Origin of the sequence: Agromyces sp. H17E-10 (genome assembly GCF_022919715.1) — a bacterium.
Taxonomy (GTDB): Bacteria; Actinomycetota; Actinomycetes; order Actinomycetales; family Microbacteriaceae; genus Agromyces.
Genome location: NZ_CP095042.1, coordinates 3,698,430 through 3,711,785 on the forward strand (window position 1 = coordinate 3,698,430; position 13,356 = coordinate 3,711,785).

The 13,356-nt window shown below is 70.3% G+C and carries 14 protein-coding genes; 11 read left to right on the forward strand and 3 right to left on the reverse strand.

Going from position 1 to position 13,356, the window contains the following annotated elements:
* Window positions 1-30: 30 nt before the first annotated feature.
* Window positions 31-627 (reverse strand): murein hydrolase activator EnvC family protein, encoded by a 597-nt coding sequence (locus tag MUN74_RS16720; RefSeq protein ID WP_244853748.1) that lies wholly within the window; start codon window positions 625-627, stop codon window positions 31-33.
* A gap of 272 nt (window positions 628-899) precedes the next feature.
* On the opposite strand from MUN74_RS16720, the gene rpsB reads away from it, so the two are divergent.
* The 9 genes from rpsB (at window position 900) to MUN74_RS16765 (ending at window position 7,647) form a co-directional block, all read left to right on the forward strand.
* Window positions 900-1,820: a 30S ribosomal protein S2 gene (gene rpsB, locus MUN74_RS16725; RefSeq protein WP_244853749.1), complete on the forward strand. Its 921-nt coding sequence runs from the start codon at window positions 900-902 to the stop codon at window positions 1,818-1,820.
* Between the two features lie 23 nt (window positions 1,821-1,843).
* Complete coding sequence (gene tsf, locus MUN74_RS16730) at window positions 1,844-2,668, forward strand: translation elongation factor Ts (protein WP_244853750.1); 825 nt, start codon at window positions 1,844-1,846, stop codon at window positions 2,666-2,668.
* A 171-nt stretch (window positions 2,669-2,839) separates the two neighbouring features.
* Complete coding sequence (gene pyrH / locus MUN74_RS16735; RefSeq protein ID WP_244853751.1) at window positions 2,840-3,571, forward strand: UMP kinase; 732 nt, start codon at window positions 2,840-2,842, stop codon at window positions 3,569-3,571.
* 34 nt (window positions 3,572-3,605) lie between these two features.
* Window positions 3,606-4,160 carry a ribosome recycling factor gene (gene frr / locus MUN74_RS16740; RefSeq protein ID WP_244853752.1) on the forward strand — a complete coding sequence of 185 codons (555 nt, stop codon included), beginning with the start codon at window positions 3,606-3,608 and terminating at the stop codon, window positions 4,158-4,160.
* Between the two features lie 24 nt (window positions 4,161-4,184).
* Window positions 4,185-5,168: a phosphatidate cytidylyltransferase gene (locus MUN74_RS16745; protein ID WP_244853753.1), complete on the forward strand. Its 984-nt coding sequence runs from the start codon at window positions 4,185-4,187 to the stop codon at window positions 5,166-5,168.
* Between the two features lie 20 nt (window positions 5,169-5,188).
* Complete coding sequence (locus tag MUN74_RS16750) at window positions 5,189-5,743, forward strand: DivIVA domain-containing protein (RefSeq protein ID WP_244853754.1); 555 nt, start codon at window positions 5,189-5,191, stop codon at window positions 5,741-5,743.
* A 54-nt stretch (window positions 5,744-5,797) separates the two neighbouring features.
* Window positions 5,798-6,451: an aggregation-promoting factor C-terminal-like domain-containing protein gene (locus tag MUN74_RS16755; RefSeq protein ID WP_244853755.1), complete on the forward strand. Its 654-nt coding sequence runs from the start codon at window positions 5,798-5,800 to the stop codon at window positions 6,449-6,451.
* A gap of 69 nt (window positions 6,452-6,520) precedes the next feature.
* The gene (locus MUN74_RS16760; protein WP_244853756.1) at window positions 6,521-6,829 is read left to right on the forward strand and encodes a hypothetical protein; all 309 of its coding nucleotides are present in this window, start codon (window positions 6,521-6,523) and stop codon (window positions 6,827-6,829) included.
* Complete coding sequence (locus MUN74_RS16765) at window positions 6,826-7,647, forward strand: alpha/beta hydrolase (protein WP_244853757.1); 822 nt, start codon at window positions 6,826-6,828, stop codon at window positions 7,645-7,647. Before MUN74_RS16760 ends, MUN74_RS16765 begins: the two co-directional genes overlap by 4 nt.
* Here the strand turns inward: MUN74_RS16765 and MUN74_RS16770 are convergent.
* Both MUN74_RS16770 and MUN74_RS16775 read right to left on the reverse strand, forming a co-directional pair.
* Window positions 7,610-8,674 carry an AI-2E family transporter gene (locus MUN74_RS16770; protein WP_244853758.1) on the reverse strand — a complete coding sequence of 355 codons (1,065 nt, stop codon included), beginning with the start codon at window positions 8,672-8,674 and terminating at the stop codon, window positions 7,610-7,612. The genes MUN74_RS16765 and MUN74_RS16770 overlap by 38 nt on opposite strands.
* Window positions 8,675-8,696: 22 nt before the next feature.
* Window positions 8,697-10,310, reverse strand: a complete 1,614-nt coding sequence (locus tag MUN74_RS16775; RefSeq protein WP_244853759.1) for a DivIVA domain-containing protein — start codon at window positions 10,308-10,310, stop codon at window positions 8,697-8,699.
* Between the two features lie 185 nt (window positions 10,311-10,495).
* Between MUN74_RS16775 and MUN74_RS16780 the strand changes: the two genes are divergently transcribed.
* On the forward strand, window positions 10,496-12,406 hold the full coding sequence (locus MUN74_RS16780; RefSeq protein ID WP_244853760.1) for a hypothetical protein: 1,911 nt from the start codon (window positions 10,496-10,498) through the stop codon (window positions 12,404-12,406).
* Window positions 12,406-13,353, forward strand: coding sequence for a tetratricopeptide repeat protein (locus MUN74_RS16785; RefSeq protein WP_244853761.1), 948 nt, complete (start codon window positions 12,406-12,408; stop codon window positions 13,351-13,353). The genes MUN74_RS16780 and MUN74_RS16785 overlap by 1 nt, the downstream gene beginning before the upstream one ends.
* Window positions 13,354-13,356 lie beyond the last annotated feature (3 nt).

The following is a 13,356-nucleotide window of genomic DNA, read 5'->3' on the forward strand; positions in this document are numbered from 1 at the left end:
CGAGGAACCCGAACGCGCACCGGGCCCCGTTCAGTCGAGCGGCAGCAGCACCGATCGGGGCAAGCCGCCGAAGAACAGGAACGGCGAGACGTACTCGCCGTCGACGCGAATGCCGAAGTGCACGCAGTCGCCTTCGCAGTGCCCGCCGCGGTCGACGGTTCCGATCACGTCGCCGGCGGCGAGCACATCGCCCTGCTCCACCAGCGCGTCGACCGGTTCGATCGAGCTGATCACACCGTCGCCGTGATCGATCGACACCACGCCACGGCCTGCGACCATGCCCGCGAAGCGCACCGTGCCGCCCGCGGCGGCGACGACCTGTGCGCCCGTCGTCGCCGCGAGATCGATGCCGCGATGGCCCGCCGCGTACGGCGTCGGCGGAGCTCGGAACGGGGCCACGACCCGCACCGGCGCGGGAGCCGGCCAGATCCACTGCAGTGGGAAGCGGGCCGCCCGTCGGGCGCCGTCGTCGACGACATCGAGCCCGACCGCCGATGCCGTGGGCGGCGACGCCGAGCCGAGCGCGGCGAGCGGCCCGACGACCAGGAGGCTGAGCAGGGCGACGACGGCCCAGGAGGCCCGGCGACGTCGCGAACGACGCCGTGCATCACGATCGTGATCATTCATGCGCCGATCGTGGCGCGGCCACGAGGCATCCGGCCTGCGTCGACCGCCCGATGTGGACGGTGCGAGCCCGCGCGCGGTTGGGGAGGACGAGTGCCGATGGTAGAGTGTCCGGAGCGCCTCGCATGTCGAGGTGACTACGCGTGCCCATTCGGCAACCGACTCCACTCAGTCCGACCCGCTCATCGCGAGCGCGACCGGCGGAGCCGTGCCGGGCACCAGGGCTCCCGGCCGCCGGCCGGTTGCGACAACTGAGAACAGAAGGAGAACGGCTCATGGCCGTCGTCACCATTCGCCAGCTGCTCGACAGCGGCGTGCACTTCGGGCACCAGACCCGCCGCTGGAACCCGAAGATGAAGCGCTTCATCTTCACCGAGCGCTCGGGCATCTACATCATCGACCTGCAGCAGTCGCTCGCCTACATCGACAAGGCGTACGACTTCGTCAAGGAGACGGTCGCCCACGGCGGCACCATCCTCTTCGTCGGCACCAAGAAGCAGGCCCAGGAGTCGATCGCCGAGCAGGCGACCCGCGTCGGCCAGCCCTACGTCAACCAGCGTTGGCTCGGCGGCCTCCTCACCAACTTCCAGACGGTCTCCAAGCGCCTCGCGCGCATGAAGGAGCTCGAGGAGCTCGACTTCGAGGGCACCACGAGCGGCTTCACGAAGAAGGAACTGCTCATCAAGAAGCGCGAGCTCGACAAGCTGCACAAGTCGCTCGGCGGCATCCGCAACCTGTCGAAGACGCCGTCGGCGCTCTGGGTGGTCGACACCAAGAAGGAGCACCTCGCGATCGACGAGGCCAAGAAGCTCGGCATCCCCGTCATCGGCATCCTCGACACGAACTGCGACCCCGACGAGGTGCAGTACCCGATCCCGGGCAACGACGACGCGATCCGCTCGGTGAGCCTGCTCACCCGCATCATCGCGGACGCCGCGGCCGAAGGCCTCATCGAGCGCCACCAGAAGCCCGAAGAGGCCGGCAACGTCTCGGCCGTCGAGCCGCTCGCCGAGTGGGAGCAGGAGCTCCTCCAGCAGAGCGCCGCGACCGAGAAGACCGCCGAGACCGAGGCCGAGGCCAAGGTCGAGGCCGCCGAGGTCGTCGACGAGGCTGCCACCGAGGTCGCTGCGACCGAGTCGGCCGCCGACGTCGAAGGCGCCGAGGCCGCTGCGGCCGACGCCACCCCCGCCGAATAAGTCCCCGAAGGAGACAGCCAGACATGGCAATCAGCATCGCTGACATCAAGGCCCTGCGCGAGCAGCTCGGCACGGGCATGGTCGACACGAAGAAGGCGCTCGAGGAGGCCGACGGCGACCTCGAGAAGGCCACCGAGATCCTGCGCCTCAAGGGTGCGAAGGGCAACGCGAAGCGCGCCGACCGCTCGACGAGCGAAGGCCTCGTCGCTGCCAAGGAGTCGCCCGCCGGCTACACGATGATCCAGCTCGCCTGCGAGACGGACTTCGTCGCGAAGAACGACAAGTTCGTCGCACTGGCCGACAAGGTCCTCGACGCGGTCGCCGCCGCCGGCGCCGCCGACGTCGAGGCCGCCCTCGCGGCCCCCGTCGACGGCAAGACCGTCGGCGAGGTCATCGACGAGCAGGCCGCCACGCTCGGCGAGAAGGTCGAGCTCGCGAAGGCCGTCACCCTGTCGGGCGACGAGTTCGCGGTCTACCTGCACAAGACCTCGAAGGACCTGCCGCCGCAGATCGGCGTCGTCGTCGCCTACACGGGTGCCGACGCCGAGACGGCTCGCGCCGTCGCGCAGCACATCGCGATGTTCGACCCGCAGTACCTCACCCGTGAGGACGTGCCGGCCGAGCTCGTCGAGAAGGAGCGCGACATCGTCACCGAGATCAGCCGCAACGAGGGCAAGCCCGAGGCGATGCTCGAGAAGATCGTCGACGGTCGTCTCACCGGCTTCTTCAAGCAGATCGTGCTCCTCGAGCAGGGGTACGCCCGCGACGACAAGCAGCAGGTCAAGAAGGTCCTGGAGGACGCCGGTCTCACCGTGACGGGGTTCGCCCGCTTCAAGGCCACGGCGTAAGCGCCGAGTGAGGGAGTCCGGATCGACCAGTCGATCCGGGCTCCCTTTTCCATGTGCGGATGCTTCGCCGCGGTCGTTCTCGAACGGCCGCGGTCCGCGCGCCAGGTCCGATGCTGCGCACGGGCGAGGTGAAGCACTAGTTTTGACACGGGCACCGGAAGGACGGCGGGGATGACGGAACGCAAGCGCAGGGTGATGCTGAAGCTCTCGGGGGAGGCCTTCGGCGGTGGTTCGCTCGGGGTCAACCCCGATGTGGTGAGCGCGCTCGCGCGCGAGATCGCCGACGCGGCCAAGACGGTCGAGGTCGCGATCGTCGTCGGCGGCGGCAACTTCTTCCGCGGTGCGGAACTCAGCCAACGGGGCATGGACCGCGGTCGTGCCGACTACATGGGCATGCTCGGCACGGTCATGAACTCGCTCGCGCTCCAGGACTTCCTCGAGCAGGCGGGTGCGGAGACGCGCGTGCAGTCGGCCATCTCGATGACCCAGGTCGCGGAGCCGTACATCCCCCGTCGCGCCGAGCGCCATCTCGAGAAGGGTCGCGTCGTGATCTTCGGCGCGGGCGCGGGCCTCCCGTACTTCTCGACCGACACGGTCGCCGCACAGCGCGCCCTCGAGATCGACGCCGATGTCGTGCTCGTCGCGAAGAACGGCGTCGACGGCGTCTACTCCGACGACCCGCGCACCAACCCCGACGCGACCAAGATCGACCGCATCAGCTACCAGGAGGCGCTGCAGCGCGGGCTCAAGGTCGTCGACTCGACGGCGTTCAGCCTCTGCATGGACAACGGCATGCCGATGCAGGTGTTCGGCATGGAGCCTGCGGGCAACGTGACCGCGGCGATCCTCGGCGCCGACCTCGGCACGGTCGTGAGCAACGGCGTCGCGCCGGCCGGCCGATAGACTGACTCGAGTAGCGAACCGTAAAGGAGTTCCCGTGATCGCGGATGTACTTTCCGATGCCACCGCACGCATGCAGAAGGCGGTCGAAGTCGCAAAAGACGACTTCGCCACCGTGCGAACGGGGCGGGCGAACCCCCAGCTCTTCCAGAAGATCATGGTGAGCTATTACGGCACGCCGACGCCGCTCGCGCAGCTCGCGTCGCTGCAGAACCCCGAGGCGCGCACGCTCGTCGTGACGCCGTACGACAAGGGCGCCCTGAAGGACATCGAGCAGGCGATCCGCGACACCCCGAACCTCGGCGCGAACCCGACGAACGACGGCAACCTCATCCGGGTGACGCTTCCCGAGCTCACGGAGGAGCGCCGCAAGGAGTTCGTGAAGATCGTGCGCTCGAAGGCCGAGGACGCGAAGGTGTCGGTCCGCAACATCCGTCGCAAGGCGAAGGACGACCTCGACGCCCTCAAGGGCGAGGTCGGTGACGACGAGGTGGCCCGCGGCGAGAAGGAGCTCGAGCAGATCACGAAGGCGAACGTCGACGCGATCGACGAGGCGCTCAAGCGGAAAGAAGCCGAACTCCTCGAGGTCTGAGGGCTCGGGGTCTGAGGGAGGGCCATGTCAGGCGTCCCAGAAGAGGGTCAGTCGGACGCCGGGGGGCACGAACGGGCCGCACGCGGTGAGTTCCGTGCGCAGGTGAACGCGCGCAAGGCCGACCTCGAGCGTCAGTTCGAGGCGTCCAAGGCGCAGTTCGACGAGGCGCAGGAGAAGATCAAGGCGCGCACGGGCCGCAACCTGCTGCTCGCGATCCTGATCGGTCTCGTGTTCGGCGGAGCCCTGCTCCTGAGCCTGCTCGTCGTCAAAGAGCTCTTCATGCTCTTCGCGGTCGTCATCGCCGGGTTCGCGAGCTACGAGCTCGCGCAGGCGCTGCGCAAGGGCGGCTATCGCGTTCCGGGCATCCCGACGGTCGCCGTCGCGGTCGTCGCGGTGCCCGCCGCGTACTACGGCGGTGCGGGCGGCCAGTTCCTCGCCGTCGTGCTCGGCGTCGCGGTGGTCGTGCTGTGGCGACTCGCCGAGCAGGCGGTCCCGAACCGCCGCACCGGCCGGCGCGCGCTCGTCCGCGATCTCAGCGCGAGCGCCTTCGTGCAGGGCTACGTGACGTTCCTGGCCACCTTCGCGGTCGTGCTGACCGCGGCCGACGGGGGCCAGTGGTGGACGCTCGCCTTCATCGTCGCCGCCGTGGCGGCCGACACCGGCGCGTACGCGTTCGGGCTCATGTTCGGCAAGCACAAGATGGCTCCGGTGATCAGCCCGAAGAAGACCTGGGAGGGCTTCGCCGGCGGCGCCGCGACGAGCCTCGTCGCCGGCGTGCTGCTCGCGCTCTTCATGCTCGACGAACCGTGGTGGTTCGGCCTGCTCTTCGGCGGAGCGATCTTCCTCACGGCGACCCTCGGGGATCTCGTCGAGTCGCTCATCAAACGCGACATCGGCATCAAGGACATGAGTTCGTGGCTGCCCGGCCACGGCGGGTTCCTCGACCGGCTCGACTCGATCCTGCCGTCGGCGGCCGTCGCGTTCGTGGCGTTCCGGATCTTCGGATGACTGTGCGCGATACTGGTGCCGTGGATTCGACGTTCCCCCGCGCCAGGAAGCCCCGCCTCGGGTACAAGATCGACCAGGTCGAGGAGTTCCTGCAGCTCGCCCGACGCGCCTACGACGGCACGTCCGAGCCTGGCGACGAGCCCATGACGAGCGAGCGCATCCGGCTCACCGCGTTCGCCATGCAGAAGGGCGGCTACTCGACCGAGCACGTCGACGCAGCGCTCGCGCGGCTCGAAGACGCGTTCGCGGCCCAGGAGCGGCAGGACGCCGCCCGGCTGCACGGCGACGAAGCGTGGCTCCGCGAGGCACGACTCACCGCGCAGGTCGTCTCGAACCGGCTCGCACGGCCCGAGGGCGAGCGCTTCGAGCGCATGAACCCGCTCGTCCTGGGGTACAACGTCCGCGACGTCGACAAGTTCGCCGACAAGCTCACGCGGTACTTCCGCGACGGCTGGCCGATCTCGGTCGAAGACGTCCGCTCGGTCGTCTTCGCGACCCAGCGCGGCGGCTACCGCGAGGCGCAGGTCGACCTCGTGCTCGACGCGGTCGTCGACGTCATGCTGGCCGTCCGGTGATCACGCGCGCGGCATTGGCCCGACGGGCCGCCGCTCCGCTATGCTCGACGAATCGTGGGTAGGCATGCAGGTACGGGCGACGCGGCGCAGCCGTCGTCGTCGACCGTTTCCCGAACCACCCGCGGGCCGGTGAAGCAGGCCGCGACCGTCGTCTTCGCCTTCCTCGCCTCGGCCAGTTTCGTGCTCGTCAACATCGTCGACCCGTACTCGGGTGCGACGGCGTCGCCTGAGTTCGCACGCGGCGACCGCTTCGGCGGCGAGTCGGTGCAGACCGTGGCCGCCGGCGGCGACTACGAGGTCACCGTCGACGGCCACGAACAGTACGTCGTCGAGGAGAAGCCCGAACCGGTCATCGTCGCCGCGTCCTCGGGCGCCGGCTGGGCTCCGCCGGCGGTCACACCCGATCCCGGCTCCGCGCAGGCGTACGCGGCCGGTGCCGTCGCCGCTCGTGGCTGGCCGAGCTCCGAGTTCGACTGCCTCGTCGCGCTCTGGAACAAGGAGTCGGGTTGGCGCGTCAACGCGTACAACGCCGGCAGCGGGGCCTACGGCATCCCGCAGGCGCTCCCCGGATCGAAGATGGCCTCGGCCGGCGCCGACTGGGAGACGAACGCGGCGACCCAGATCGAGTGGGGTCTCGGCTACGTGACGGGCCGCTACGGCACCCCGTGCGGTGCCTGGGGGCACTCGGAGTCGGCCGGCTGGTACTGAGTCGCGCGCACTCCGCCGCGGCATCCGCGTCGATGCGGCGGCCTGTCGCGACCGCCCTAGACTGGACGCATGGCACGCTCGAACCGACCCCGGTCGCGCGCCGAACGTGCACGCGAGGCGCACCCCGACCTCGACGTCGAACGGCTGACCGCCGGCTGGCGACGCACCGAGGTGCACGCCGGTCGCGAATGGAACGTGCAGCCGGTCTCGGAGGCGCAGGCCGTGAAGGCGTACGTGTGCCCGGGTTGCGGCCTCGAAGTCGCGCCCGGCGTCGCACACCTCGTCGCCTGGCGGGCGGACGGCGTGCTCGGTGACGCGGCCGACCTGGCCGCGCGCCGCCATTGGCACACGCACTGCTGGAGGATGGGCGCACGATGAGCGAGACGGACGCGACGGTCGAGATCCGATCGGGTGTCGAACTTCCCGCGCGGCGGGAGGAGATCGAGCTGCACACGACCGACGGGCTGCGGCTCGTCGGCGAGCTGGCGCTGCCGCTCGACCGCGACCCGGTCGCGACGCTCGTCACGCTGCATCCGCTCCCGACAGCCGGCGGATTCATGGACTCGCACATCCTGCGGAAGGCGGCCGCGCGGCTCCCGGCCCTCGCCGACCTCGCCGTGCTGCGATTCAACACGCGGGGCACCGAGTCGCCGCGGGGGAGAAGCGAGGGGCGGTTCGGCGAAGGCATCGCCGAACGGGCCGACCTGGCCGCGGCCATGGCCTTCGTCGCGGAGCGCGCGCTGCCGCACCCGTGGCTCGTCGGCTGGTCGTTCGGCACCGAGCTCGCGCTGAAGTACGGGCTCGAGCACGGGATCGACGGCGCCATCCTGCTCTCGCCTCCGCTGCACCGCACGAGCGACGCCGAGCTCGACCGTTGGGCCGGCGCCACTCCCGCGCTCGTCGCCCTGATCCCCGAGCACGACGACTACCTGCGGCCGGCCGAAGCCGCCGAGCGGTTCGCGGGCCTGCCGAAGCTGCGGCGAATCGACGTGGCCGGCGGCCGGCACCTGTGGGTGGGGGAGACGCAGACGCGCCGGGTGCTCGACGAGATCGTCGCCGCGGTGAACCCGGCGGCCGCGCCGCTGCCGACGCACTGGCCGGTCGCGCGCGTAACCCCGGTCCGTGCGGCCGCGCCGCGGAGCCCGGTCGGCGGTGCGGTCAGCGCTCGTTCTGCCGGGGGATCACGACCTGCTTGATGATGAGCAGGATCGCCGCAGCCACCGGAATCGCGACGAGCGCGCCCAGGATGCCGCCGAGTGCGCCGCCCGCGAGCGCCGCGATCACGACGAGTGCGCCGGGTACTCGCACGGCCCGGTGCATGATGCGCGGACTCAGGATGTACGCCTCGACCTGCATGTAGACGATGTAGTAGATCGCGGCGGCGAGGGCCGTGAGCGGTGACCCGAGCCCGGGGATGAGGCAGACGAGCACGATCACGATCGACCCCGACAGCGTGCCGACGAGCGGCACGAGCGAGAACATGAACGCGAGGAACGCGAGCACCGCCGGGAACGGCGCGCGGATGATCGACAGGTAGATGAAGCTCAGCACCCCGTTCACGGCGGCGAGCGAGACCTGCCCGAGCACGTACCGGCCGACCGATTGCGTGATCTGCTCGGTGAGGTCGGCGAACCGCGCGCGACGCGACGCGGGAACGAGCTGGTAGGTCGCTCGCTTCATCGTGTTCAGGGATGCCGCGAAGTAGAGCATCAGGATGAACACGATCACGACGGCGAAGATGCCCGAGCCGATCGCGACCGCGACCTGCAGCACGCCGCCGGCGAGTTCCGAGAGCTTGTCGGGATTCGTGAAGAAGTCGGTGAGCGCGGTCGTGACCTGGTCGTAGATCTCCTGAACCTGCAGCTGCGGGAACTGCTCCTGCAGGTTCGCGAGCCAGGTCTGGGCGTCGAACTGCTCGACGATCCTCGGGATCTCCTCGATCAGCTGGCCGACCTGGTCGACGATGATCGGCACGACGGCGAGCACGAGCCCGGCGACGATGAGCCCCACGCCGGTCATCACGATGAGGATCGACGACCAACGCGGAAGCCCTCGGCGCTCGAGCCAGCTGATCGCCGGATCGAGGCCGAGGGCCAGGAAGAGTGCCGCTCCGATGTAGGTGATGATCGTCGAGAGGCTGACGATCGAGGTCAGGATGAAGAGGCCGACGCCGACACCGAGGGTGCCGACGAGGCCGATGCGGAACGCGTTGAGGATCTTCACGGAACCACCGCGCTCCTTCGGACTATTTCGTGTCGGCTGCGACCTGCTCGGCCTGCGTCAGCACGCCGCGCAGGCTCTCGAAGTAGCCGGCGACCGCGTCGCGCTCGATCCTAATCTGCGAGAGCCGGTCCTCGGCGTCGGCAACGAGGGCGCGGGTGCGCTCCTCGGCGTCGGCGATGAGCTTGCGGGCCTGGTCGTGTGCCGCCGAGATGCGCTCGGATGCCTCCTGCTCGGCCTTCTCGCGAATGCCGGAGATGGCCGACCGCGCCTCGGTCTCGAGACGCTCGGACTCGGCGCGGCTCTCGGCGGTGCGGGCGCTCGTCTCGGCGAGCTCGGCGTTCGCGTCGTCGAGGAACTTCTGGGTCTGCGCGACGGCCTCCTGGTGGGCCGCGAGCAGCTCCTGCTCGGCTTCGTCGCGCTTCGCGGTGAGCTCGGACTCCAGGTCGAGTCGACCCTTCTCGATCTCGCGTCGCATGCGGTTGACCTCGTGCGTGGTCTTCTTGCGCATGGCGGTGAGCTGGTTGTCGAGGTCGATGCGGGCCTGCTCCGACTCGGCCTCGAAGTCGGCTCGTGCCTGCTCCTGCTCGAGCGCGAGGTCGGCGCGCATCTGGTCGAGGTCGGCGGCGTGCTTGGCACGGATGCGCTCGAGCTCGTGCTGCAGCTTGAGACGTGCCGACTCGGCCTCGCGGTCGAGGTCGACCTTCGCCTGCTCGCGCTCCTCGGCGAGCTCGGTGCGGGCGGCCGTGAGTTCGCGATCGAGGTCGGTGCGGGCCTGCTCGAGCTCGTGCACGAGAGCGGCGCGCCGCTCCTCGATCTCCGCCTCGATGGCTGCGCGGGCCTCGGCGGTTTCGCGCTCGAGGTCGAGTCGCGACTGCTCGCTCTCGCGGGCGAGGTCGATGCGGGCCTGCTCGGTCTCCTTCGCGAGGTCGGCACGAGCACGGTCGAGCTCGACCGCGACCTCGGCGCGGGTCTGCTCGGTCTCCTGGGTGAGGCCGGCCGCAGTGGCGCGGGCCTCGCTCGCCTCGGTGTTCGCGGCGAGCAGGATCTCGGAGGCCTTGCGCTCGGCCGCGGAGATGACCGCGGCGGACTCGCGCTTCGCGCTCGAGCGCAGCTCGGCGGTCTCGGTCGCGACCGCGCCGCGGATCGCACCGGCGTCGCGTGCGGCGTCCTGCCGGAGCTGCTCGCTCGTCTCGTGGGCGCGCGCGACCATGTCGTCGACCTCGGCCCGGGCGTTCTCGAGGATACGGTTCGACTGCGCGCGTGCCTCGCCGAGCGTGCGCTCCGCGAACTCCTGCGCGTCCGAGCGCATGAGGTGCGCCTCGTCCTCCGCGGCACGGCGGAGCTTCTCGGCATCGATGTCGGCCTGCGCGATGAGTCGGGTGGACTGCTCCTCGGCGACGCGCAGCGTGTTCTCGAGCTTCGTGCCGAGGCCCGAGAAGGTCGGGCTGCCGACCTCTTCGAGCTCGGCGGTGAGCTCGTCGATGCGCGCCAGCAGCCGCTTGTTCTCCTTCACCGTGTCCGCGGACGCGGTGTTCGCGGCGATGATGTCACGACGAAGGCCGTTGATGGCCTTGTCGACCTCGTCCTTGTCGTATCCGCGGAACACCTGTGTGAACTCGGTCTCTTCGACGGCCATGCTTCCTCCGGGTCGTGTCCCGCGTTTGTGGGGGCTCAAGCGGGAATCGTTCTGATTGTACGGGGGTTCGGCGCGCCCCGCCGCCCGCGGTCGTTCAGGGCGCGGGCAGGCGACTCCCAGACTCAGCCGGTAGTGTGGAATGTCTTTGTCGGATGCCGCTGCGGCGGCTTGGGAGGTCAGTTTTCGTGCGCTTCGTCTTCGCCATCGTGGCGTTCGTCGCCGCGGCCGTGATGATCGGGCTCGGGGTCGCCCAGCGCACGGTCTTCATGGAGCCCGACCGCGCGTCGATGGCGGTCGAGTCCGACGGGGCCACGGCCTTCACCGTGCTCGAGTCCGACGCGCTCGAGGCGAACTCGGGCAAGCAGGAGATCACGGTCTCCGGAGACGGCGCCATCTTCATCTCGTACGGGCGCAGTTCCGACATGGTCGCGTGGCTCGGCTCGACGCCCTACCAGTCCGTGCACTACGACCCCGAGACGAAGTCGCTCGTGAGCGAGGTCGTCACGACGGAGCCGGTCGACGACCCGCAGCTCGAGACGCCCGAGGAGACGCCGGCTGCCACGGCGCCTCCCACGACACCGCCCGCGACTCCGGGTGCGACCGAGACGCCTGCCCCGATCGACCCCGAGGTGCTCGCCGCCGCGACACCGGTCGGCTCCGACCTGTGGCTCGACGAGTTCACGGGCGAACGGTTCGTGACGACGACGATCGACGTACCGGAGGGCATCTCGGTGCTCATCGCCTCCGACGGGGTGAACCCCGCCCCGGCACGCGTCGCACTCGACTGGCCGGGCGACACGCGGACGCCCTGGGTCGGTCCGCTGATCGCCGGCGGTGCCCTCGTCTTCCTGGTCGGACTCGGCCTCCTCATCTCGGGGTTCGTGCGGCATCGTCGTTCACGCGGTCCCCGTCGCAACCTTCCGAAGGGCCCGCGCGGCAAGCTGCCGAGCGCTCCGAAGCCGTCAAAGCGGAACCAGGTGACCGGAGGCCGCCGCGCGATCGGTCGCGCGAAGCGAGTCGCGCTCGTGCCCGCACTGCTCGTGCCCGCCCTCGCGCTGAGCGCCTGCTCCGCCGACTACTGGCCGACGTTCGAGAACGGCGATGCACCCGCGACCACCGCACCGGCGACGCCTGAGGCGAGTGCGGCCGCGACCGACGCGCCCGACCCCGAGGAGCCGGTCGTCGAACCGGCCGTCACGGTGCCGCAGATGGAGCGCATCATGCGACGCATCGCGGTGTTCACGAGTGAGGTCGACAAGGCCGGTGACGCGACCCTCGCCGCCGAACGGTTCGCGGGCCCGGCCCTTGCCGCACGGACGGCGAACTACACGATCCGCGCGACCCTCGCCGACCACCCGCTGCCGCCGGCGATCCCGGCCGCACCGCTCACGTTGACCCTGCCGCAGCAGTCGACCGGTTGGCCGCGCACGGTCCTCACGATCGCCAAGAACGCCGAGGACGAGACCATCGCCCCGACGGCGCTCGTGCTGGTGCAGGAGACGCCGCGAGACAACTACCACGTCATCGCCCAGACGGCACTCGTCCCCGATACCGAGGTGCCGGAGGTGGCGCCGGCCTCGATCGGCGCGCCGCCGATCTCGCCGGAGTTCAAGGGCCTCGTGATGCCGACCGGCGAGGTCGCCGCGGCGTACGCCGACGTGCTGCAGAACGGCACGGCGAGCGCGTTCGCGCCGATGTTCGATCTCGAGGCCTCGGATCTCGACGAGGCCCTCAACGCCGCGACGCGCAAGGCGGAGGCCGAGAAGGCCAATCCGACGGCGACGCTGACGGTCTCGACCGTCGCGGGCAGCGCTCCGACCATCGGCTTCGGCACGATCGACGCGGGTGCCATCGTGTCGGTCGACGTGCTGCGCGCCGAGAAGAGCGTGCCGAACGACGGCGGTACGACCGGCTTCCAGGAAGGCGGCAGCGCCGCGGCGCTCTCGGGCTTCACCGGTCAGAGTGCGAAGGGGGTGCAGCGCGTGAGCGACATCCAACTGCTCTTCTACGTACCGAGCGTCAGCGCCGGTGAGGACGCGAAGATCGAGTTGCTCGGCTGGGCCGAGAACCTTACCACAGCATCGGAGGTCAAGTGATGACGAACCCGACCCCTCCTTCCGGCGCCTCGTTGCGCGGCGCCGTCGACCTCACGGCGCTCGTGCAGCGTCAGCAGGCCGGAGCACAACCCACCGGCGCGCACGCACCGGCGTCGGCCGACCGGATCGTCGTGGAGACCGACGACGCCTCGTTCGGCCAGGTTCTCGAGCTCTCGCGCACCCTCCCGGTCGTCGTCGCCGTGTGGGCGTCCTGGAGCCAGCCGTCGCAGCAGCTGCTCGCTGCGCTCGAACGACTCGTCCGGGCTCGCGAGGGTCGGCTCGTCCTGGCTGCGGCCGATGCCGATCGCAGCCCCCAGCTGGTTCAGGCACTGCAGGTGCAGTCGGTGCCGACGGTCGTCGCGCTCGTCGCCGGCCAGCCCGTGCCGCTCTTCGCGGGCGAGCAGCCCGACGACGTGATCTCCCAGCTGTTCGATCAGCTCCTCGAGCTCGGTGCGCAGCACGGAGCCGCCGGTCGTATCGAAGCCGGCGACGACGACGGTGCCGGTGCGAACGACGCGCCCGAGGAGCCGCCGCTGCCGCCCCTCCACCAGGAGGCGTACGACGCGATCGAGCGGCGCGACTACGACGCGGCTGCGGCAGCGTACCGCACCGCCATCGCCCAGGACCCGCGCGACGCCCTCGCCGTCGCGGGCCTCGCCCAGGTGAGCCTCCTCGGCCGCCTCGCCGGCAAGACCCTCGACTCCATCCGCCAGGCCGCCGCTGCGGCGCCCGACGACCTCGCCGCCCAACTCGACGTCGCCGACCTCGATGTCTCGGGCGGACACGTCGAGGACGCGTTCGACCGTCTGCTCACGATCTTCCCCGACCTCGACTCCGACGGCCGCACGACGGTTCGCGAGCGACTCGTCGAGTTGTTCGAGATCGTCGGCACCGATGACCCGCGCGTCGCCGCGGCCCGACGTCGGCTCGCGAGCCTGCTCTACTGACCC